Origin of the sequence: Tropicimonas sp. IMCC34043 (genome assembly GCF_003390845.1) — a bacterium.
In the GTDB taxonomy this organism is placed as follows: Bacteria; Pseudomonadota; Alphaproteobacteria; order Rhodobacterales; family Rhodobacteraceae; genus Tropicimonas.
Genome location: NZ_QMEK01000007.1, coordinates 161,565 through 183,910 on the forward strand (window position 1 = coordinate 161,565; position 22,346 = coordinate 183,910).

Annotated in this window: 19 protein-coding genes; 2 read left to right on the top strand and 17 right to left on the bottom strand. The window is 66.3% G+C overall.

What is annotated here, in order from left to right:
• Nucleotide 1 precedes the first annotated feature (1 nt).
• From DQG17_RS19495 to DQG17_RS19525, 7 genes are read right to left on the bottom strand one after another with little or no spacing between them, the layout of a single operon-like run.
• Nucleotides 2-337 (bottom strand): cupin domain-containing protein, encoded by a 336-nt coding sequence (locus DQG17_RS19495; RefSeq protein WP_116134542.1) that lies wholly within the window; start codon nt 335-337, stop codon nt 2-4.
• Complete coding sequence (locus DQG17_RS19500; RefSeq protein ID WP_116134543.1) at nt 330-998, bottom strand: cysteine hydrolase family protein; 669 nt, start codon at nt 996-998, stop codon at nt 330-332. Before DQG17_RS19500 ends, DQG17_RS19495 begins: the two co-directional genes overlap by 8 nt.
• Nucleotides 998-2,533 (bottom strand): ABC transporter ATP-binding protein, encoded by a 1,536-nt coding sequence (locus tag DQG17_RS19505; protein ID WP_116134544.1) that lies wholly within the window; start codon nt 2,531-2,533, stop codon nt 998-1,000. Before DQG17_RS19505 ends, DQG17_RS19500 begins: the two co-directional genes overlap by 1 nt.
• Nucleotides 2,530-3,207, bottom strand: coding sequence for a cysteine hydrolase family protein (locus DQG17_RS19510; protein ID WP_116134545.1), 678 nt, complete (start codon nt 3,205-3,207; stop codon nt 2,530-2,532). The genes DQG17_RS19505 and DQG17_RS19510 overlap by 4 nt, the downstream gene beginning before the upstream one ends.
• Before the next feature lie 9 nt (nt 3,208-3,216).
• Nucleotides 3,217-4,143, bottom strand: coding sequence for an ABC transporter permease (locus DQG17_RS19515; protein WP_116134546.1), 927 nt, complete (start codon nt 4,141-4,143; stop codon nt 3,217-3,219).
• A 1-nt stretch (nt 4,144) separates the two neighbouring features.
• On the bottom strand, nt 4,145-5,245 hold the full coding sequence (locus DQG17_RS19520; protein ID WP_116134547.1) for an ABC transporter permease: 1,101 nt from the start codon (nt 5,243-5,245) through the stop codon (nt 4,145-4,147).
• Nucleotides 5,246-5,257: 12 nt separating this feature from the next.
• Complete coding sequence (locus tag DQG17_RS19525; RefSeq protein ID WP_116134548.1) at nt 5,258-6,397, bottom strand: BMP family ABC transporter substrate-binding protein; 1,140 nt, start codon at nt 6,395-6,397, stop codon at nt 5,258-5,260.
• 153 nt (nt 6,398-6,550) lie between these two features.
• On the opposite strand from DQG17_RS19525, the gene DQG17_RS19530 reads away from it, so the two are divergent.
• Entirely contained in the window at nt 6,551-7,456 is a 906-nt protein-coding gene (locus DQG17_RS19530; protein ID WP_116134549.1) for a LysR family transcriptional regulator, read from the top strand.
• Between the two features lie 12 nt (nt 7,457-7,468).
• On the opposite strand, the gene DQG17_RS19535 is transcribed toward DQG17_RS19530, so the two are convergent.
• The 9 genes from DQG17_RS19535 to DQG17_RS19575 form a co-directional block, all read right to left on the bottom strand.
• A complete protein-coding gene (locus DQG17_RS19535) occupies nt 7,469-8,179 on the bottom strand; it encodes an HAD family phosphatase (RefSeq protein ID WP_116134550.1) in 711 nt (236 codons plus the stop codon).
• Nucleotides 8,180-8,245: 66 nt separating this feature from the next.
• Nucleotides 8,246-9,859: an FGGY-family carbohydrate kinase gene (locus DQG17_RS19540; RefSeq protein WP_116134551.1), complete on the bottom strand. Its 1,614-nt coding sequence runs from the start codon at nt 9,857-9,859 to the stop codon at nt 8,246-8,248.
• 199 nt (nt 9,860-10,058) lie between these two features.
• Entirely contained in the window at nt 10,059-10,790 is a 732-nt protein-coding gene (locus tag DQG17_RS19545) for an SDR family oxidoreductase (RefSeq protein WP_116134552.1), read from the bottom strand.
• A gap of 41 nt (nt 10,791-10,831) precedes the next feature.
• Complete coding sequence (locus DQG17_RS19550) at nt 10,832-11,557, bottom strand: SDR family oxidoreductase (RefSeq protein WP_116134553.1); 726 nt, start codon at nt 11,555-11,557, stop codon at nt 10,832-10,834.
• 112 nt (nt 11,558-11,669) lie between these two features.
• A complete protein-coding gene (locus DQG17_RS19555; protein ID WP_369908089.1) occupies nt 11,670-12,587 on the bottom strand; it encodes an ABC transporter permease in 918 nt (305 codons plus the stop codon).
• Between the two features lie 58 nt (nt 12,588-12,645).
• Nucleotides 12,646-14,148 (bottom strand): sugar ABC transporter ATP-binding protein, encoded by a 1,503-nt coding sequence (locus DQG17_RS19560; protein ID WP_116134555.1) that lies wholly within the window; start codon nt 14,146-14,148, stop codon nt 12,646-12,648.
• Between the two features lie 72 nt (nt 14,149-14,220).
• Nucleotides 14,221-15,126 (bottom strand): ABC transporter substrate-binding protein, encoded by a 906-nt coding sequence (locus DQG17_RS19565; RefSeq protein ID WP_232829513.1) that lies wholly within the window; start codon nt 15,124-15,126, stop codon nt 14,221-14,223.
• 108 nt (nt 15,127-15,234) lie between these two features.
• Nucleotides 15,235-16,119 carry an AraC family transcriptional regulator gene (locus DQG17_RS19570; protein ID WP_116134557.1) on the bottom strand — a complete coding sequence of 295 codons (885 nt, stop codon included), beginning with the start codon at nt 16,117-16,119 and terminating at the stop codon, nt 15,235-15,237.
• A gap of 396 nt (nt 16,120-16,515) precedes the next feature.
• A complete protein-coding gene (locus DQG17_RS19575; protein ID WP_116134558.1) occupies nt 16,516-17,559 on the bottom strand; it encodes an NAD(P)-dependent alcohol dehydrogenase in 1,044 nt (347 codons plus the stop codon).
• A 449-nt stretch (nt 17,560-18,008) separates the two neighbouring features.
• On the opposite strand from DQG17_RS19575, the gene metH reads away from it, so the two are divergent.
• Entirely contained in the window at nt 18,009-21,776 is a 3,768-nt protein-coding gene (metH, locus tag DQG17_RS19585; RefSeq protein ID WP_116134560.1) for a methionine synthase, read from the top strand.
• Between the two features lie 39 nt (nt 21,777-21,815).
• Here the strand turns inward: metH and DQG17_RS19590 are convergent, their stop codons facing one another.
• A complete protein-coding gene (locus DQG17_RS19590; RefSeq protein WP_116134561.1) occupies nt 21,816-22,238 on the bottom strand; it encodes a Fur family transcriptional regulator in 423 nt (140 codons plus the stop codon).
• Nucleotides 22,239-22,346 lie beyond the last annotated feature (108 nt).

Sequence of the window (22,346 nt, forward strand, 5' to 3'; positions counted from 1 at the left end):
GTCAGGGCAGGAAGGTTACGGGGCGTTCCCACTGGATCAGGACGGTGCAGCCGGCGTCGGACCAGACGGAATGGCTGCTGCCTTCGGGGTTCAGGATCAGCGAGCCCTCGGGGTAATCGCCGCGCTCGTCGCTTTGGGTTCCCTCGAGCACCAGAATGGTTTCGAGCCCGGTGTGCAGATGTCGCGGAACGCCCGCACCCGGGGCATAGCGCAGCAGCGCGACGCCCGGCGCGCCCTCGATCAGCGGGCAGATCTCGACCCCCTCCTGGAACGGGGCGAAGGCGGCCTCGCGCCAGTAGCGGGTCAGCATTTCGGGCAGGTGGATCGGGTCAGACATCGAGCGCCTCCAGAACCTCGGCCGTGGTGGCGGTCCAGCCGACGATGGCGCCCTGGGCGCGGATCATGTCGAGCGTGGCGGCCTTGAAGGCGGGGAAATAGCTTTCGGTTGCGTCCTCGACGAGCAGCCCGTCAAAGCCGCGGTCGTTGGCTTCGCGCATCGTGGTCTGGACGCAGACCTCGGTCGTGACGCCGGCGAACAGCAGGAACCTGACCCCGCGGTCGGCAAGGATTTGTCCCAGCGGCGTCGCATGGAAGGCGCCCTTGCCGGGCTTGTCGAGCACCACCTCGCCCGGCAGCGGGGCAAGGTCGGGCACGATCTCGGCCCCCGGTTCGCCCGCGATCAGGACCCGGCCCATCGGACCGGGATCGCCGATCCGCAGCGTCGGGCTGCCGCGGTCGCGCTTGGCTTGCGGCAGGTCGGACAGATCGGGGCGATGGCATTCGCGGGTGTGGATGATGGCCAGCCCGGCGCGGCGGGCGCCCGCGATCAGCGCGGCCACCGTGGGCACGATTGCCTGCAGCCGGGTCACGTCGTTGCCAAGGCTCGCGCCAAAGCCGCCCGGTTCGACGAAATCGCGCTGCATGTCGATCACGATCAGCGCCGTCGCGGCGGGATCGAAGCTGAAGGGAAAGGGCTGTGCCCCCGCGATCCCGGCCATCAGGCGTGCCCTCCCATGTGGTGGCCGATCTCGGCAAGGCTTGCCTCGTTGGCCGCGACCTCATAGTCGATCCGGCCCTCGCTCATCACCAGGATCCGGTCGGACAGTTCCATCACCTCGTCCAGATCCTCGCTCATCAGCAACACCGCGGCACCGGCGTTGCGGGCCGCGACGATGCGGGCGCGGATCTCGGCCACGGCGGCGAAATCGAGCCCGAAGCAGGGGTTCGAGATGATCAGGAGCCGCACCGCGCCGGTCAGTTCGCGCGCCAGCACCGCGCGCTGGACATTGCCGCCCGAGAGCGCGGCAATCGGCCCGTCGGGAACCGCGGCCTTGACCCGGAACGCGTCGATCAGATCGGTGCCTTGCGCCTTCATCGACCGTGGCGACAGCCAGAACGCCGCCCTGCCGTCCTTGCGGTCAAAGCTGCGGAAGGCGATGTTGTCGATCACGCTCATGCGCGGCGCGCAGGCGTTCTTCAGCGGTTCTTCGGGCAGATAGCGCACGGCGAGCGCCTGCGCCTCGGCCCGGCTGGCGCGATAGGGCGCGCCCTCGACCCGGATCTCGCCCGCCGACGTGGCGCGCTGGCCGGTCAGCACCTCCATAAGCTCCATCTGGCCGTTGCCCGAGATCCCGGCGATCCCGGCAATCTCGCCCGCGCGCACCGTCAGGCTGTCGATGGCGATCTGTTTCAGCCCGGACCGGTCGGTGGCGCGGATGCCCGATAGCTCCAGCACCGGGGCGCCGGGGCTGCCCTTGCGGGCGGCCGGCACATATTCCTTTTCGGCGCCGATCATCATCGCGGCCATCCGGGCGTGGCTCAACTCGGCCACCCTGCCCTGCCCGACCAGCCGGCCGCGGCGCAGCACCGAGACCTCGTCGGCAAAAGCTGTCACCTCGCGGAACTTGTGGGTGATCATGAGGACCGAGACCTCGCCCGCGGCGCAAAGGCCGCGGACGTGGCCCAGCACCTCGTCAGCCTCGTCGGGGGTCAGCACCGACGTCGGTTCGTCGAGGATCAGGAACCGGCTGCCGAGATAGAGTTGCTTCAGGATCTCGAGCTTCTGCTTTTCGCCCGCCGCCAGCCGCGAAACCTGCTGGTCGAGCGGCACCCGGAACGGCATCGCGGCCATGAAGGCGTCGAGCGCGCGGCGTTCGGCGCGCCAGTCGATGACGCCCGGCGTGTCGAGACGGCTGATCACCAGATTTTCGGCCACGGTCAGCGAGGGCACCAGCGTGAAATGCTGATAGACCATGCCAAGCCCCAGCGCCCGCGCGTCGCGCGGATCGGCGATCCGGGCCTCGCGCCCGCCGACCAGAAGCTGGCCCGAAGTGGCGTGGTAGAACCCCATGATGCACTTGACCAGGGTCGACTTGCCGGCGCCGTTCTCGCCCAGCAGGGCATGAAACGATCCCGCCGCGACCCGGATCGAGACATCTTCGAGCGCGGTGAAATTGCCGAACCGCATGGTCATGCCGAGCGTTTCGACCGCGAGCGCTGCGTCCGGGCCGGGGGTCTGTCCGATGACCTTCATGCCAGCGCCCCGATCAGCGCCGTGCTGTCCGAGACCGCGCCGAAGACGCCGCCCTGCATGGTCACCATCTTGATTGCGGCGGCATGGTTGCCGGGATCGGTCGCGCCGCAGCAATCCTGCAGGATCAGGCATTCGAAGCCGCGGTCGTTGGCCTCGCGCATGGTGGTCGAGACGCAGACGTCGGTGGTGATGCCGGTCAGGATCAGGTTGTCGATGCCGCGCGTGCGCAGGATCAGCTCCAGATCGGTGGCGCAAAAGCTGCCCTTGCCGGGCTTGTCGATGATCGCCTCGCCGGGCAGCGGATAAAGCTCGGGGATGATGTCCCAGCCCGGCTCGCCGCGGATCAGGATCTTGCCGCAAGGGCCGTCGTCGCCGATGCCGGCGCCGATCTGCTGGCTGCGCCAGCGCTTGTTCGGCGGCAGGTCGGCAAGGTCGGGGCGGTGGCCTTCGCGCGTGTGGATGATGTGATAGCCCGCCTCGCGCATGGCCCCCAGCACCGACCTGATCGGCCCGATCGGCGCTTGGGTCAGTGACAGGTCATAGCCCATCGCATCGACATAGCCGCCGGTGCCGCAGAAATCGGTCTGCATGTCGATGATGATCAGCGCGGTGTTGTCGGGGCGCAGGTCGCCGTTCCAGGGCCAGGCATAGGGGATCGAAAAGACATGGGTCATCGGAGGGCCTCACTTGGTGATGGAGAGCTCGCCCGGTGCGCCGGCCATGGCGCGGGAGGGCGAGGAGGTCGCGATCAGGACGCCGAGCGTCAGGACATAGGGCGCGGCATAAAAGAGGTAATAGCCTTGCGTGACACCGACCGATTGCAGTGCCGGGCCAAGCGCGCCCGCGCCGCCGAACAGAAGCGCGGCCCAGATGCAGGCGATGGGGTTCCAGCGGGCAAAGATCACCAGCGCCACAGCCATCAGGCCCTGCCCGGACGAGATCGCCTCGTTCCAGCTGCCGGGATAGTAGAGCGACAGATAGGCGCCGCCGACCCCGGCAAAGGCGCCGCCGATGGCGGTCGCGATGGTGCGGATCTGCGCGGGCTTCAGCCCCATGGCGCGGGCGGCATCGCTTGAATCGCCGACCACGCGGACGATCAGCCCGGGCCGCGTGGCGCGCAGCATCCAGTGCATGGCAAAGGCGAGCGCCAGCCCGATCAGGAACAGCACGTTGACGTTCAGCGCCGCCTGCACCTGCGGCAGGTCGGACCACCAGCCAAGCGGAATGGCGGGCAGGTTCGGCGCGACCGGCTGGATGAACGGCTTGCCGAAGTAGAAGGCAAGCCCGGTGCCAAGCAGCATCATGGCGATGCCGATGGCGATGTCGTTGACCTTGGGCAGCGAACAGACCAGCCCGTGGACCAGCCCGAACACCGCACCCGCAAGCGCCGCGACCAGAACGCCGGCCCAGGCGCTGCCGGTCAGGACCGCGGTCGCGTAGCCCGTCATCGCGCCGATCACCAGCGTGCCTTCGAGCCCGAGGTTGATGCGGCCCGAGCGTTCGGTCAGCGTCTCGCCCAGACTGACGAACAGGATCGGGGTCGAGACCCGGATCGCGCCGCCGATGACGGCGATGGGAACCCCCCAGAGGCCGATGTCGCCTGTGGTCATCTCAGGCTCCTTTCCCGGCCGCAAACAGGCGCAGCCGGCCATAGAGGGTTTCCGACATCAGGATCGCCATGAAGACGAGGCCCTGCAGCACCTGCACCGTCGCATCCGGCAACTGCATCCGCCGCTGCACGAGGCCCGAGGAGGCATCGAACCCGGCCAGAAGGATTGCGACCGGGATGATGGCGAGCGTGTTCTGGCGGGCAAGGAAGGCGATCAGGATGCCGGTATAGCCATAGCCCGCGGCGAGCGAGGCATTGGCTGAGCCGTGGATCGCCGTCACCTCGAAGAACCCGGCCAGCCCCGCGAAGGCGCCGCCAAGGGCTGTGAAGCCGACGATCAGACGCCCGACCGGCAGGCCCTGCACCTCGGCCGCGCGCAGGTTGCCCCCCGCGATGCGGGCGGCAAAGCCCCAGGTCGTGCGCTCGATCAGCACCCAGGACAGCACGCAGGCGGCAATGCCGAAGGCAAGGCCCCAGTGCACATCCATCCCGGGCATGTTTCCGACGCGAAGCTGGTCGGCCAAGGGCGCGGTCGAGGGCTTGTTGAGGCTGGCGGGGTCGCGCAGCGGCCCCTCGACCAGCTGGTTCATCAGCGCGATGGCGATATAGGACAGCAGCAGGCTCGCAATGGTCTCGTTCACCCCGCGCAAATGGCGCAGCGCGCCCGAGGCGCCGATCCAGACCCCGCCGACGACCATGGCAGCCGCCGCCAGCAGCGGCAGGCCGACGATCGCGGGGGCGCCGGCGAGCGGCCCGGCAAGCGCGCCTGCCGCGACACCGCCCAGAACGATCGCGCCCTCGCCCCCGATCACCACAAGGCCAAGCCGGGCGGGCAGCGCGACGCAAAGGGCCGACAGCAGCAGCGGGGCTGCCCGCGACAGCGTGTTCTGCCAGGAGAAGGCAGAGCCATAGGCGCCCTTCCAGACCAGCGCGAAGAAATCGACCGGCGACTTGCCCTGGGTCAGCAGGAACAGCCCGAAGACCGCCAGCCCCGCGAGAAGGGCGAGCAGCGGGATCACCACCGCCTCGGCGCGGCGGGCGAGGCCCGCGCGCAGCAGCGTACTGCGCGCGCCCCCACCGGACAGGCTCTCGGCCAATGCCATCGGACCGGCCCCTTACGAGGTCGCGCCGATGACGCCCTCGACGAGATAGCCCATACTCTCGAGCGAGGGATCGGTTTCAAGAAAGGCCTGACCCTCGGTCGCGACCACGTTGCCGGCGTTGTCCTTCAAGGGTCCCTTGATGACGCTGAAGCCGCCGGTCATGATCTCGGCCTTCACGGCCTCGAACTGCGAACGCCCGGCCTCGGGCACCGCGGGGCCAAGCGGCGACATGGTGACGAAACCCTCGGCCAGTCCGCCGCGGACAAAGTTCGGGATCGTCTCGCCGGCAAGGGTCGTGTTGACCATGTCGGTATAGACCTTGCCCCAGTTCCATTCGGCGCCGGTCAGGTATTTCTCGGGCGCCAGCGCCGACTGGTCGGCGTGATAGCCGCAGACAAAGCTGCCGCGCCCGGCGGCGGTTTCGATCACCACCTTCGGGCTGTCGACATGGCAGGTGATGACGTCGCATCCGGCATCGGCCAGCGCATTCGTCGCCTCGGCCTCTTTCACCGCCAGCGACCATTCGCCGGTAAAGATCACCTGGCACATGATGGTCGGGTCGACCGACCGCGCGCCCAGCAGGAACGAGTTGATGTTCAGCAGCACCTGCGGGATCGGCTTTGCCGCGACAAAGCCGATCTTCTTCGTCTGGGTTACGTGACCGGCGGCGACGCCGTTCAGATACTGGCCCATGCCGATATAGCCGAAATAGCTGCCGGCATTCGTGGGGTGCTTGTCCGCCGACCACAGCCCGCCGCAATGTTCGAACCGCACCTCGGGGTATTTCGGCGCCAGCGTCAGGATATGCGGGTCGAAATAGCCGAACGAGGTCGGAAACAGCAGCGTCGCGCCATCGAGGTTGATCATCGATTCCATCGACTTCTGCACGTCGATGGTTTCGGGGACGTTTTCTTCCTCGACCACGGTGACACCGGGGATTTCCTTGAGTGCCGCGGCGCCGATGGCATGGGCCTGATTATAACCATAATCGTCGCGCGGTCCGACATAGATGAAACCGACGGTCAGCGGCGTTTCGGCCCGCGCGCCAAGCGGAAGGCTCGAAAGCGCCGCGGCGCCGCCAAGCGCGGCCGAGCCCCTGAGAAAGCCGCGGCGCGACAGCGGATGGGAAAACGGACGGGTGAGGGATGTCATGCGGCGTCTCCTGATTGGCAAAAGGGGCGTTGTTGCCGGCCCGGCCGCGCGACCCGCCCCGTTCATGTATTCGCTGATACCCAACATGAGGCGTTGAAGCGATGCTGTCTCGTGCTAAGTTTGCACCAAACCGCTGCAGGATTTGCACCACCTATGCATCAGCTGTCGCCCTATCAGTTCATCGACGCGATTTCGCGGGCCGGATCGATCCGCAAGGCTGCCGAGGCGCTGGCCATCACCTCGACCGCGCTCAACCGCCGGGTGCTGGCGCTGGAGGAGGAGATGGGCGTGCCGATCTTCGAGCGGCTGCCGCGCGGGGTCAGGCTGTCCACCGCGGGCGAGCTGCTGATCCTGCATCTGCGCGCCCAGGCCTCGGATCTGGAAAAGCTGAAGGGCCAGATCGCGGATCTGGCCGGCGAACGGCGCGGCCATGTCATCATCGCCTGTTCGCAGGCGCTGCTGCCGTTCTTCCTGCCCGAGAATATCGGGCGTTATCGCCGCGACCATCCGGGGGTGACCTTTTCGGTGCATCTGCGCGACCGCGCGGCGGCCGAGGCGGCGCTGGTCGAACACGCCGCGGATCTGGCGGTGGTGTTCGAGCCGATCCGGCTGTCCGAGGTGCAGATCCTTGCCACCGCGCGGCAGACGATCCACGCGGTGATGGCGGCCGATCACCCGATGGCCGGGCAGGAAACGGTGCGGTTGCGGGACTGCGCGGCCTATCCGATCGGGCTGCCGACCGTCCAGTATGGGGTGCGCCATCTGATCGACCACGCGCTGCTGAGGTCGTCGACCCGGCTGCGGGTGGTGCTCGAATCGGACAATTTCGACTTTCTGCGCCGCTATCCGGCGCAGGAGCGGCTGATCAGCTTTCAGATCCCGATCGGCCTGCCCGACGATGCCAGCGCCGAGGGCACGGTCTCGCGCCCTGTCGACACCCGCGACATCCCCGAGGGGCTGCTTTACCTGTGCCAGTTGCGCGGCCGCACGCTGCCGGTTGCCGCCGCGAAGTTCGCCGCCCAGATCGAGGCAGCGCTCGACCGCCGCTATCCGGCCTGAGGCCGGGCGCGGTCAGCCGGCGGCGGCCGCGTTCCTGGCGCCCTGCCCCAAGATGATCGCCAGCAACTCGCTGGCATCCTCGCGGACCGCTTCGGCGCCGGCGGCGTACAGCGCCGAGGCATGGCTGTCGCGGATCCCGTCCAGATGCGTGCCGCCGGTGAAGCCGACGCCGCGCATTCCGGCCGCCATGGCGCCGCGAATGCCGTGCGGCGAATCCTCGACCACGACGCAGCGCGCAGGTTCGACGCCCAGTTCCCGCGCCGCGAGCAGCACGAGGTCCGGCGCGGGTTTGCCATGGGCGACCTGCTCGGCACTGAAGATACGCGTGCCAAACCGTTCGGTCAGATCGGCTGCCGCCAGCGTCCGCCGTATCCGGTCCGGTGACCCGCCCGAGGCGATACAGGTCGCGATGCCTTCGGATTGCAGCCGGTCGAGCACCTCGACCATGGCCTCGATGCGCGGGATCCCGGCCTCATAGGCGGCATAGAGCCGGCGGTGGTAGTTGTCGATGAAATCGGGCGGACAGGGCCGGCCGAGACGGGCCGCCAGGTGCCGGCTGACATCGGTGGCCGAGACGCCGAGGTAACGGTCGCGCATCGCCGCGCTGGTCGCCTCGGCGACACCCGAGGCGCGCATTTCGGCGGCCAGTGCCTCGAGCGACATGGGCTCGCTGTCGACGAGACAGCCGTCGAGGTCGAAGATCACCGCTTGCGGTCTGTCCATGGGTCCTCCTGTGCGCCCCGGCCGGCCAGATGGCTTTGCACCGGGGCCGGGGTCTGTAAGGTGATGTCAGCCGCGAACCGCAGCCTCGCGTGCCAGCGCCTGGAACTTGCCGAACAGGTCGAACCGGCGGTCGTGGAACGCCCGCGACTCCCCCCCGGCCGGGTCATAGCGCGAGGCATAGGAGGACATCGCCGCCATCCCCGCGGTCATGTCGGCAAAATCGCCCGCCGCCAGCGCACCAAGGATCGCCGAGCCCAGAAGCACCGGTTCCTCGGTCGTCGGCGCGGCAACCGGCACGCCCGTCGCATCGGCCAGCAACTGCCGGACCAGATCGCTGCGCCCGGCGCCGCCGCTGATCACGATGGTGCCAATCGCGGCCCCGTTGGCGGCCTGGGTCTCGATGATCTGGCGCAGGCCATAGCCGAGCCCGCAGATCCCGGCGACATAGAGCCGGGCCAGATCGTCGAGATCGCTCTCCATCCCGAGCCCGGCGATGACGGCGCGGGTGTGGGGGTCGGCGAAGGGCGCACGGTTGCCGATGAATTCGGGCACCACGTGCATGCCGTCGGCAATCTGTGCGGCCGCCGCCGCGGACCCGGCAAGCGCGGTCGCGCGCTCGGCAAGCCAGACCGGCAGTGCCATCCCGGCGGCCTTGGCGGCCTCGGCCGCCTCGGTTGCTGCGGGGTGAAAGCGCAGAAGCTGGTCGATGGCGGCCCCGGCGGCCGACTGGCCGCCTTCGATCAGCCAGGCGCCGGGCACCATGGCCGAGAAATACGGACCCCAGACACCGGGCACGAAGACCGGGTCGGTCGTCGTCGTCATGGTGCAGGAGGAGGTTCCGAACACATAGGCAAGGCTGTCCTTCGGGCCGCCGCCGCCCTCGGCACCCACCGTGCCGACACCGCCCGCGTGGGCATCGATCAGGCCAGCCGCGACCCGGGTGCCGGGCGCCAGGCCAAGATCGGCCGCGGCCGCCTCGGTCAGGCCCTGGCCGAGCGCGGTGCCGGGATTGACCACCTCGGTCCCGATCCGGGCAAAGCCCTCGTCGGCCAGCGCGCCAAGCCCGACCTTGCGGAAATAGCTTTCGTCCCAGCAGCCCTCGTGACCCATATAGGTCCACTTGCAGGTGACGGTGCAGATCGAGCGGGCCTCGCTGCCGGTCGAACGCCAGGTCAGATAATCGGTCAGATCGAAGAACCGCCATGCCGCTTCGAAGATCGCCGGGCGATTTTCCAGCAGCCACAGGAGTTTCGGGGTTTCCATCTCGGGCGAGATCTTGCCGCCGACATAGTCGAGCACCCGGTGCCCGGTCGCGTTGATCCGCTCGGCCTGGTCGATGGCGCGATGGTCCATCCAGACGATGACGTTGCGGTTCGGATCCTCGCTTGGCCCGATCGGCAGCGGCACGCCGCCCTCGCCCAGCACGACCAGAGAACAGGTGGCGTCGAAGCCGATGCCGACGATCTCGGCGGGGGTCACACCTGCCTCGCGCACCGCGCCGCGGCTTGCGGCCGAAACCGCCTGCCAGATCTCGGCCGAGGATTCCTCGACCATCGAACCCGGGCCATGGTGGACCGTGAAATCCTTCTTGGCGGTGCCAAGCAGCTTGCCCGAGGCGTCGAAGACGCCGGCTCTGGCGCTGGCGGTCCCGACGTCGATGCCCATGTAATATCGGCTCATGTCATTTCCTTCCTTTCGCCGCTCTGGCCGCCGCCTGGCAGATCCCTGCGGCTGGATCGTCAGTTACCGGATGACGACGATCTGCGACAGGGCCGCCATGCGCATGGCGCCGGCGGCCGTGTCCTTTTGTGGTTCAGAATACGCCGCGGGGGCCTTGTCCGATGACCGGGCCGCCGCGGGCGCTCCTTGCAGGTCCGCGTCAGACCCGGTCGAAATTGGTCGGCAGGACCAGCATGTCGCGGATCGTGACGTTGCGCTGACGGGTCAGCATGAACTCGAGCGCATCGGCCACTTCGCTGGCCTCGATCAGGCTGCCCGATTCCTTGGCCTTGCGCAGGTTCTCTTCCGGCCAGTCCGCGAGCAGCGCCGAGATCACCGGGCCCGGCGACACCTGCGACACCCGCACGCCATGCGGGATCATCTGGCGCCGCATCGTCTGCACGAAGCAGGTGATCGCCCATTTCGAGGCGGCATAGACCGGCTCCCAATGGGTGGGATAGTGGCCGGCAATCGACGAGGTGACGACGATGTCGCCGGTGTGGCGTTCGATCATGTGCGGGATCACGTCGCGCACGTTCTTCATCACCGCGTTGATGTTGAGGTTGAGCATCTTGTCGATGGTGGTGGTGTCGGTGTCGATCAGATCGCCGCCGATATAGGTGCCGGCGTTGCAATAGAGGATGTCGATGTGATCGACCTTGGCGAGGATCTCGGGCACCATCGCGGCGCAGCTCTCGGTGTCGAGCAGGTCGGTGATCTGGGCGATGGCCTTGTCGCCAAGTTCGGCGGTCAGCTTGCTCAGCGCCTTTTCGTCCCTGTCGACCAAGACGACGGTTGCACCGTTTGCCAGCAACATCCTGGCGGCGGCCAGCCCGATCCCCGAAGCGGCCCCGGTGATCGCGGCAATCTTGCCTTCTAGCGATTCAGACATTGTCTTACTCCTTGATTTGTCTTGTTTCTGGAGCGGTCCGCTCAGACGGCGAGGAAGCCGCCGTCGACGGCAAGAACCGATCCGGTCATCATCGCGGCGTCGTCGCTCAGCACCATCGCGATGCTGCGGGCGACGTCATCGGTTCCGGCGAACCGGCCCAGCGGATGGCGCACCATCATCGGCTCGCTCTTGGCCGGATCGCTCCAGGCTTCAAGCGCAAGCTCGGTCAGGGTAATCGTCGGCGAGACCGCGACGACGCGGATGCCGTGGGGGCCGAGTTCCTTGGCCATGACCCGTGTCGCGCCCTCGAGCCCCGCCTTCGAGGCGGCATAGCAGACGTGATCCTGAAACCCGCGATGCCCGGCGATGCTGGTGATATTGACGATCACGCCGCCGCCGCCCGCGGCGACCCGCGCAATCGCGAATTCCTGGGCACAGACGATGGCCGCGCGCAGGTTGACGCCTAGCACCGCATCGCAGCCCTCGTCGGTCATCTCGAGCACGCTTTCGAGCACGTTGATGCCGGCGCAGTTGACCAGCGCATCGCAGGTCCCGGCCTCTTTCATGGCGGCGCGCACCGCCTTCGCATCCGAGAAATCGGCCGCAATCACCCGCGCACCGATTTCCTCGGGCAGACCTTCGAGCGAGCGGGCGCTGCGGCTGAGCGCCACGATCTTTGCCCCGCGCGCGGCCAGCAGCGTGGCGGTTGCGCGCCCGATGCCCTTTCCCGCGCCGGTGACGATGATTGTCTTTCCAGTGAACTCCATGGTCTTCCTCACAAGCTGGCCTGGCGGGTTGCGGCGCGGCCGATGGCGGTCGCGGCGGAGGATTGCAGGTCTGCCCAACCCTCCGCAGGGTCTGTTTCGGATCGGTCGCCGGTCAGCGCCATTCGCGCCCGATGTAGATGGCGAGCAGGATGATGAGGCCCTTGATGACGTCCTGAAGGTAGGGGTTGATGCCCATCAGGTTCAGGCCGTTGTTCAGGATCCCGAGCAGCACCGCGCCGATCAGCGTGCCAAGGATCAGCCCCCGGCCGCCGGCGATCGAGGTGCCGCCCAGAACCACCGCCGCGATGGCATCGAGCTCGAATCCGACACCGGCGTTCGGTTGTCCGCTCATCAGGCGGCCGGTCAGCACGATTGCGGCCAGCGACGAGGTCAGCCCCGAGATCGTGTAGATCGCAAGCTTGATCCTCTGGGTCTTGACCCCCGACAGGCGCGCCGCCGTCTCGTTGCCGCCGATCGAATAGACATGCCGGCCAAAGGGCGTGCGCTGCAGCAGAACCCAGGCGCAGGCATAGATCAGCACCATGAAGATCACCGGCACCGGGACGATGCCGATCCGGCCGATGCCGAACCACGACAGCCACGACGGCAGGCCGCTGATCGGATAGCCGCCGGAATAGATCAGCCCGAGGCCGCGGGCGATGCCCATGGTCGCAAGCGTGACGATGATTGCCGGCATCCGCCCCCAGGCCACCATGGCACCGTTGAACATGCCAAAGGCGATCCCGACCAGCACGCCACCGGCCAGACCGACGACCCCCGGCATCCCCATGTTGACGACCAGCCCGGCACAGATCGTGCCCGACAGCGCCATGACCGCGCCGACCGACAGGTCGATGCCGCCGGTCAGGATGACAAAGGTCATGCCGACGGCAAGGATGCCGACGATCGAGACCTGCCGCAACACGTTGAATATGTTGTCGAAGCTGAAGAAGTTCTCGCTGGCGAGCCCCATCAGGAGCGACACGACGATCAGCCCGGCAAGCGGCAGCACAAGCGGCGAGCGCAGCATCTGGCCGATCTGGAGTTTCGGGCGTCTGGTCTGTTTGACCGGGGTGGTGGCTGTGGTGTCAGGCTGCATTTTCTTTCCTCCCGGTCGTTGCGTAGGTCATGATCTTCTCGGAAGTGATGTCGCTGCCATCGACTGTGGCCACGATCCCGCCGTCCCGGAACACGCACACCCGGTCCGACATGCCGAGGATTTCGGGCAATTCGGACGAGATCATGATGATCGAGCATCCTCGCGCAGTGAGATCGCGCATGAGGTGATAGATTTCGGCCTTCGCCCCGACGTCGATCCCGCGGGTCGGTTCGTCGAAGATCAGGACCTTCATGTCGTGGTTCAGCCAGCGGGCGACCACGACTTTCTGCTGGTTGCCGCCCGACAGGGTATCGAGCCGGTCAAACGGGCTGTTGGCCTTCACGCTGACCTGGCTCATGGCCTCCTGCGTGCAGTAGAGCTCTTTCTTCAGGTCGATGAAGAAACGGTTCCTGGCGTATTTCGCATAATTGTTGATCGAGATGTTGCGCACGATCGAGAAGCTGGTGATCAGCCCCTGTTCCTTCCGGCTTTCGGGCAGCAGCCCGATCCCTGCGGCAAGCCCGTCGGCGGGTTCGCGGAACCGCACCTCCTTGCCTTCCATCTTCATCTTGCAGCGCGCCGCGGGATGGGCGCCGAGCATGGCAAGCGCGGTTTCGGTCCGCCCCGAGCCGACCAGCCCGGCAAAGCCCAGCACCTCGCCCCGGCGCAGCGCGAAGGACGAGACCGGCCCGCCGCGGGCAAGCTGGATCTCCTCGACCTCGAGCACCGGATCGGCCTTGGGCAACAGATCCCGCCGCGGCGGGAAGTTGTGTTCGATCCGCCGGCCCACCATCATCTCGACCAGACGGTCGTTGTCGACGTCCGCGACGTCGCAGGTGGCGACGTATTCGCCATCGCGCAGCACGGTGATCCGGTCGCAGATCTCGAAGATCTCTTCCAGATGGTGGGAAATGAACACGATGGCGACGCCCTTGCGCCGCAGCTCGCGCAGCACCTTGAACAGGTGTTCCACCTCGCTCGGCGTCAGCGTCGCGGTCGGTTCGTCGAGCACGAGGATACGGGCCTCGAGCGACAGCGCCTTGGCGATCTCGACGAACTGCTGTTCGGCGACCGACAGGTCCGCCACCGGGGCGTTCAGCGGCAGCTCGACATCGAGCTGGGCCAGGATCTCGCGCGCCCGTTTTCGCATGGCGCGGCGGTCGAGCAGGCCAAAGCGGTTGCAGATCTCGCGGGCGAGAAACATGTTCTCGAACGCCGACAGGTAGGGAATGAGGCTGAATTCCTGAAAGACGATGCCGATCCCCGCCTCGATGGCCTCGTCGTAATTGGCGAAGTGTTGTTCCTCGCCGTTGATCTTGATGGTTCCGTCGCTGGCCTGGATGATGCCGCACAGAACCTTCATCAGGGTCGATTTCCCGGCGCCGTTTTCACCCAGCAGCGCGTGCACCTCGCCAGCGCGCACTTCGAGATCGACGCCGTGCAGGACTTCGACCTTGCCGAAGCTTTTCTTGATGTTCTTCAGTTCCAGCATGGGGGCCCCGACAGGTTGGAGGAAAAGGTGCCACCCCCGCGACAGGCGCGGGGGTGGCGAGGGAGGAGACCTTTACCAGCTGAAGCCTTCGGCGTTCTCGGAGTCGACGACCCGGACGTCGATCGGCACTTCGGCCGGGACAACGCGGGCGCCCCAGAGCTGGGCCAGCGCCATGCCAAGACCGACACGGACCTGGTCACGCGGGAACTGCGCCGTGGTTTCGATGAAGGGCGTGCCCTTCGCGATCGCATCGACGGCTTCGGGGGCACCATCGACCGAGGTCAGCTTGATGTCGCGGCCCGAACCCTGGATCGCCGACAGCGCACCCATGGCGCCACCGTCGTTGACCGAGAACACACCTTCGAGATTCGGGTGCGCCTGGATCATGTTCTCGACCACGCCGAGCGCGACCGAGCGGTCCTGACGGCCGTTCTGGACGTCGACGAGCGTGATGCCCGGGAACTCTTCCAGAGCCGCCTTGCAGCCTTCGACGCGCTGCAGGATCGGGATGACCGGGATACCGTCGAGGATGGCGACTTCGCCGTCACCGTCGAGAGATTCGGAGAGGTACTTGCACGACATGTAGCCGGCATCGCGGTTCTTCGAGCCGACGAAGGTGTCGACCGGGCCGTTGGCATTGGCATCAACCGCGACGACGATCACGCCGGCGTCCTTGGCCATCTTGACGGCGGCCTCGATCCCGGCGCTGTCGGTCGGGTTCAGCAGCAGGATGTCGATGTTTTGCTGCAGCATGTCCTCGACGTCCGAGATCTGCTTGGCAACATCGTGGCCCGCATCGGTGACGATGACTTCGGCGCCAAGGAAGTCTGCGGCTTCCATCAGCGCTTCCTGCATCGAGACGAAGTAGGGGTTGTTCATCTCCTGAAAGGTCATGCCGATCTTCAGCTTGCCATCCGCGGCCGACGCGATCGCGGCCGAGGCGACGACGCCGATTGCGGCGACGGAGACGGTTCTCATCAAGGTTTTCATAGGGGTTCCTCCCAGTTGCTAAAGTAGTCAAGCCATCCCCGTTCGCAGCCTGCACAATGCCTGCCACGCGGGGAATTTCTGTTTTTCGGTCGTTTGTTATCCGGCCATTCGCACCAGATCGTTTGCTGCGAAGGTGGCGCGAAACTGTGTCGGGGACATCCCTTTCAGCTTCAGGAAGTGCCGGTTGAAGTTCGACAGATTTGAAAAGCCGATGTCATAGCAAATGTCGGCCACACGCACGTCGGGATCCGACAGCAGCATCTGGCAGGCAAGATCGATGCGCAGTTCGTTCTTGTAGCGCACCAGCGTCGTGCCGGTGTGCCGCTTGAACGACCGCGAGAAGGCGCTCGGGCTCTGCCCGGTCCGGTCGGCCAGTTCGGATTCGGACACAGGCGCGGTCAGGTTCTCGCGCAGATAGGCAATCGCGCCGTTGATCCCGGTCTCGTCCGCCTTGCCCATGTTGAGCTGGAAGTTGAGGCTGGCCAGGATCTGCGGCTCGGGGGCGCGGACCAGCAGATCGACGATCTCGCAGAACAGCGCAATGCGCCGGACCCCGCGGGCGTCCATCAGCTGGGTCATCAGCGGCGTGATCTGGGCGCCGGTCTCGGCATCGAACAAAAGCCCCCGGCGGCTGCGGTCGAGCAGCGGGCGAAAGGCCTGAAACTCGGGAATGACGTCGAGCGCGCTGTCGATGAAGGATTCGGCAAACTGGATCACCTGGCTGCGCCGCGGCGAGATGGTGCCGGCGGGCACATTGCTGATCCAGTTCTGCGGCAGGTTCGGACCGACCATCACCAGTTGGCCAGGTGCGAAATGTCCGATGTGATCACCGATATAAAATCGGCCCGAAGTCGCGACGACCAGGTGAATTTCGTATTCGGGATGATAGTGCCAGCGTACCGTGCGGAACGGATATCCGTGGTGCCACGCGGCAAAGGACTCGCCTTTGCGGATGTGGACCAGCTCCAGATCTGGTTGCATGTCTCGTCTCCCCGTCGCCGCCGGTCCTGCTCTCCCCAAGCTGGATGATCCGTTCGGCGCTGGAGTCCAACCTACAGCTTTCACCTCGTGTTATCCACGACCCTACGAAGAAATTACTGATACGAATTTGACCGGTTAACGCAAGAAACTACTCATGACGTTAGGGTCACCGCCCCCGCGCGACACCAGGGGGAGTGTCGTCGTCCGGGTGCGGTGTACCGAGTCGCGGATGCTCTGACCCAGGTGTCTGGACCGCCGGCACGGTTGCAAAGCCGGATTGCCGCCGGTCGCGCGCCGCGCCATCGCAAAACGAAACGGGCGGGCTGTAACAGCCCGCCCGTCCTGACGTATCATGCTTTGTGATACGGGCCTGCGCGGCCCGCATCAGGCCGCCGCTCAGGCGACCGGCATCTCGATCTGGATCTTCACGTCGGTGTTGCGCGCCTCGACCGCCCGGTCGAAGGCCGCGATGCTGTCGGCAAAGGGCAGCGTCGCCGAGATCAGCGGCTTCAGATCGACCTTGCCGGCCCCGATCAGCGCGATGGCACGGTCATAGATGTTGGCATAGCGGAACACGGTCTCGACCCGCAGCTCCTTGGCCTGCAGCGCGACGATGTCGACCGGGACCGGATCGACCGGCATGCCCACCAGAACGACCGCCCCGCCCGGCCGCGCCAGCGACGCGATGTCGAAGATCGCCGGGGCCGAGCCGGAACATTCGAACACTACATCGGCGCCCCAGCCGTCCGTCGCCTCGGCAATTGCCTGCGCCGTGGGCTGTTCGGTGATGTTGATGGTCTCGATCCCGTCATACTTGCCGATGATATCGAGCTTTGGCTGGGCAAGGTCGGCGACATAGACCTTGGCGCAGCCCCCCGCGAGGGCCGCAAGCGCGGTCATCATCCCGATCGGGCCTGCGCCGGTCACGACGCCGATGTCGCCGGGCTGGATGCGGGCGCGCAGCGCGCTTTGCATGCCGATGGCGAAGGGTTCGACCATTGCGCCTTCGGCAAAGGACACGTTCTTCGGCAGCTTGTAGGTAAAGGCGGCGGGATGCACGACTTCGGGCGTCAGGCAGCCGTGAACCGGCGGCGTCGCCCAGAAGGTCACGGCCGGATCGACGTTGTAGATCCCGAGCTTCGAGGCCCGCGAGGTCGGATTTGGCACGCCCGGTTCCATGCAGACCCGGTCGCCGACCGACAGGCCCGTCACCCCGGCGCCGATCTCGGTGACGACGCCGGCGGCCTCGTGGCCAAGGATCATCGGCTCGCGCACCACGAAATGCCCGATCTTGCCGTGGGTATAATAGTGGACGTCCGAGCCGCAGACCCCGACCGTGCGGATTGCCACCCGCACATCCTGCGGGCCGAGGTCCAGTGGCACGGGAAAGTCCCGAAGTGACAGTTTACCTTTTTCCTCGAGAACAAGCGCCGTTGCCATGATTTCCTCCTAGCTTCTGGTTGCCCGCAGCCTGCTGACGCTTGCGCCAGCATCGCTGCCGCGGGTATTTTTGGCCCAGGAGTCACAGCAGGACGCCAACGGGCTGAACTTGTAAACGCCACAGCCCTGTTGCGGTCGATCAATTCTCGGCACCGGCAAAAATAGTATCGGACGGCAGTGGCGCATTTCCCAGAAGCGGGGTGACATCCGCCGCCCGGGTGCCCGCCGGGTCCGCCGGCCGCCGGTACTTTCCTGCCGACGTGCGAATCGAGTCGGTGGCCGTCGCGATCGTCCGGCAGCAGGCGTGCCGGGACGGCGCATTGGGGCAAAAGGCGGTGCCCCGCCGCCCAATGTGAATGGCCTGCATGAAGATGATGATGATTATGAATTTCATATCATCGCGAATCCGGAGTAGGAGGGGCGGATCACATCAAGGATTCCAGGCCCCAATGATTGCCAGATCTCCCGTCTTCGCCCGTCTCGCAGAAGCGGCCCGCAACCGCATCCTGATCCTCGACGGGGCGATGGGCACCCAGATTCAGCGGCTCGGCCTGTCGGAAGGCGACTTTCAGGGCTGCGGCGGCGGGGCATGCTCCTGCCACCTGCCGCATGTCTCGGACAAGCCCCAGCAGGGCAACAACGACCTGCTGAACCTGACCCGGCCCGAGGCGATCGAGGACATCCACTATCGTTACGCGATGGTCGGTGCCGATATTGTCGAGACCAACACGTTCTCCTCGACCGTGATCGCGCAGGCCGATTACGCGATGGAGGGCGCGGTGCGCGACCTCAATCTGGCGGGCGCACGGATCGCGCGGGCCGCGATGGACCGGGCCGAGGCGACGGATGGCCGGCCGCGCTTTGTCGCCGGCGCGCTTGGCCCGACGAACCGCACCGCCTCGATCAGCCCCGATGTGAACAACCCGGGATACCGCGCGGTCAGCTTCGACGACCTGCGCGCCGCCTATGCCGAACAGGCCGAGGCGCTGATCGAGGGGGGGGTCGACATCCTGCTGATCGAGACGATCTTCGACACGCTGAACGCCAAGGCCGCGATCTTTGCCTGCGAGGAGGTCTTTGCCGCGCGTGGCGAGCGGCTGCCGGTGATGATCTCGGGCACCATCACCGACCTGTCGGGGCGCACGCTGTCGGGGCAGACCCCCACCGCCTTCTGGCATTCGGTGCGCCATGCGGCGCCGCTGACCGTCGGGTTGAACTGTGCGCTCGGCGCGGCGGCAATGCGCCCGCATCTGGCCGAGCTGTCGGGCATCGCCGATACGATGATCTGCGCCTATCCGAACGCCGGGCTGCCGAACGAGATGGGCGAATACGACGAGACGCCCGAGCAGATGGCGGCACAAGTGGCCGACTTCGCGCGCGAAGGGCTCGTCAACGTGGTCGGCGGCTGCTGCGGGTCGACCTATGACCACATCCGCGCCATTGCCGAGGCGGTGAAGGATTTCGCCCCCCGCGTCGTGCCCGACCAGGCGCCGCTGATGCGGCTCTCGGGGCTCGAACCCTTCACGCTGACCGAGGACATCCCCTTCGTGAACGTGGGCGAGCGCACCAACGTCACCGGATCCGCCCGGTTCCGCAAGCTGATCAAGAATGCCGATTATGCGGCAGCGCTCGACGTTGCCCGCGATCAGGTCGAGGCCGGCGCCCAGATCATCGACGTCAACATGGACGAGGGCCTGATCGACAGCAAACAGGCGATGGTCGAGTTCCTGAACCTGATCGCCGCCGAACCCGATATCGCGCGCGTGCCGGTAATGATCGACAGCTCCAAATGGGAGGTGATCGAGGCCGGGCTGAAATGCGTGCAGGGCAAGTCCATCGTCAACTCGATCTCGATGAAGGAAGGCGAGGCGGCGTTCCTGCGTCAGGCGCGGCTGTGCCGGGCCTATGGTGCGGCGGTCATCGTCATGGCCTTTGACGAGACGGGCCAGGCCGATACCGAAGACCGCAAGGTCGAGATCTGCAGCCGCGCCTACAAGCTGCTGACCGAGGAGGTCGGCTTTCCGCCCGAGGACATCATTTTCGACCCGAACGTGTTCGCGGTCGCCACGGGCATCGAGGAACACGACAACTACGGCGTCGATTTCATCAACGCGGTGCGGCGGATCACCACCGATTGCCTGCATGTCCATATCTCGGGCGGGGTGTCGAACCTCAGCTTCAGCTTCCGCGGCAACGAGCCGGTGCGCGAGGCGATGCATGCGGTGTTCCTCTATCACGCCATTCAGGCGGGGATGGACATGGGCATCGTCAATGCGGGCCAGCTTGCGGTCTATGACCAGATCGACCCGGCGCTGCGCGAGGCCTGCGAGGACGTGGTGCTGAACCGCGCGCCGAAAGCCGGCGGAACCGCCACGGAAAACCTGCTGGAGATCGCCGAGACCTATCGCGGTCAGGCGGGGGCGAAGGCGCGCGAAAAGGATCTGCGCTGGCGCGAATGGCCGGTCGCAAAGCGGCTGGAACACGCGCTGGTCAACGGCATCACCGAATATATCGAGTCCGACACCGAAGAGGCGCGGCTGGCCGCCGACCGGCCGCTGCATGTCATCGAAGGCCCGCTGATGGACGGCATGAACGTCGTTGGCGACCTGTTCGGGTCGGGCAAGATGTTCCTGCCGCAGGTGGTCAAATCGGCCCGGGTGATGAAACAGGCGGTCGCGGTGCTGCTGCCCTTCATGGAAGAGGAAAAGCGGCTGAACGGCGGCGAGGGCCGCGAAACCGCCGGCAAGGTGCTGATGGCGACGGTGAAGGGCGATGTCCACGACATCGGCAAGAACATCGTCGGCGTCGTGCTGGCCTGCAACAATTACGAGATCATCGACCTTGGCGTCATGGTGCCGGCCGAAAAGATCCTGGCGGTCGCGAAGGAACAGAAGGTCGACGTGATCGGCCTGTCGGGCCTGATCACGCCGTCGCTGGACGAGATGGTGCATGTGGCCTCCGAGATGCAGCGCGAAGGCTTTGACATTCCGCTGCTGATCGGGGGCGCCACGACCTCGCGCGTGCATACGGCGGTCAAGATCCACCCGCGCTATGACGCGGGTCAGGCGATCTATGTGACCGACGCAAGCCGCGCGGTGGGCGTCGTCTCGGCGCTGCTGTCGGATGCGCAAAAGCCTGCCTATGTCGCCAATATCAACGCCGAATACGCCGACGTCGCCGAAAAGCACGCGCGCGCCGAACTGGCGAAAAAGCGGGTGCCGCTGGCGGCGGCGCGGGCCAATGCGCTGAAGATCGATTTCGCGGACTATCGCGCGACGGCGCCGAGCCTGCTTGGCACCAGGGTCTTCGAGGATTGGGATCTGGCGGAACTCGCACGTTACATCGACTGGACGCCGTTCTTCCAGACCTGGGAGATGAGGGGGATCTATCCCAAGATCCTCGACGATCCGAAGCAGGGCGCCGCGGCGCGCGCGCTGTTTGCCGATGCGCAGGCGATGCTGCAGCGGATCATTGGCGAAAAGTGGTTCACGCCGCGCGCCGTGGTCGGGTTCTGGCCCGCGAATGCGGTCGGCGACGACATCCGGCTTTACACCGACGACACCCGGACCGAGGCGCGCGCGACCCTGCACACGCTGCGCCAGCAGACCGCCAAGCGCGGCGACCGGCCGAATGTCGCGATGGCCGATTTCGTGGCGCCCGAGGGCGTGGCCCCCGATTACGTCGGCGGGTTCGTGGTGACGGCGGGCCCCGAGGAGGCGGCGATTTCCGAACGCTTCGCGGCCGCGCATGACGATTATTCCGCGATCCTCGTCAAGGCACTCGCCGACCGCTTTGCCGAGGCCTTTGCCGAGCGGATGCACGAGGTGGTTCGCACGGAACTGTGGGGCTATGCCCCCGACGAGGCCGTCAGCAACGCCGATCTGATCGACGAGAAATACGTCGGTATCCGGCCCGCGCCCGGCTATCCCGCGCAACCCGACCATACCGAAAAGACCACGCTGTTCGATCTGCTCGATGCCACCGCCGCAACCGGGGTCACGCTGACCGAAAGCCTTGCCATGTGGCCCGGCTCCTCGGTCTCGGGGTTCTATATCGGGCATCCCGACAGCTATTATTTCGGTGTCGGCAAGGTCGAGCGCGACCAGGTCGAGGATTATGCCGCCCGCAAGGGGATGGCGATCGCCGAGGCGGAACGCTGGCTGGCGCCGGTGCTGAACTATGTGCCGCAGCGGCCCAAGGTCATCGCCGCGGAATAGGGCCCGGCCGCCCTGCCCGCCCCTGTCCGGGGGGCCGGCTCAGGGCGCCGGTTTCTTCCTGACCCGTATCAGCGTGGTCTGGGCGACGATTTCATAGCCCAGGTCATCGACCAGCGCGCGGCGCAGGCGGTTGATGTCCTCGCTTGCCAGTTCGATCATCTCGCCGGTGTCGACATCGACAAGGTGGTCGTGCTCGGCGGCGGGCGTGATCTCGAACCGTGCCGGATCGCTTTCGAACGTCAGCTTGCGCACCAGTCCGGCCTCTTCGAGCGCCGAGAGGGTGCGATAGACCGTGGCGAACGAGACCGCACCATCGACCTTCCTTGCGCGCTCGAACAGCTCGTCGGCACTCGGATGGTCGACCGAATCCTTCAGGATCGCCATCACGGTCATGCGCTGATGAGTGACCCGCAACCCGGCATCGCGCAGCGCTTGGGCAAATTCGGTCGACTGGGCACACATCTGCGATCTCCTTCCGGGAGGTGACCTTATACCCATCGTGGCGGCATCACGCAACGTATTGCGAATGCCTCGCATTCACAGCTATACTTGCAAATGCTTCTCATTTAC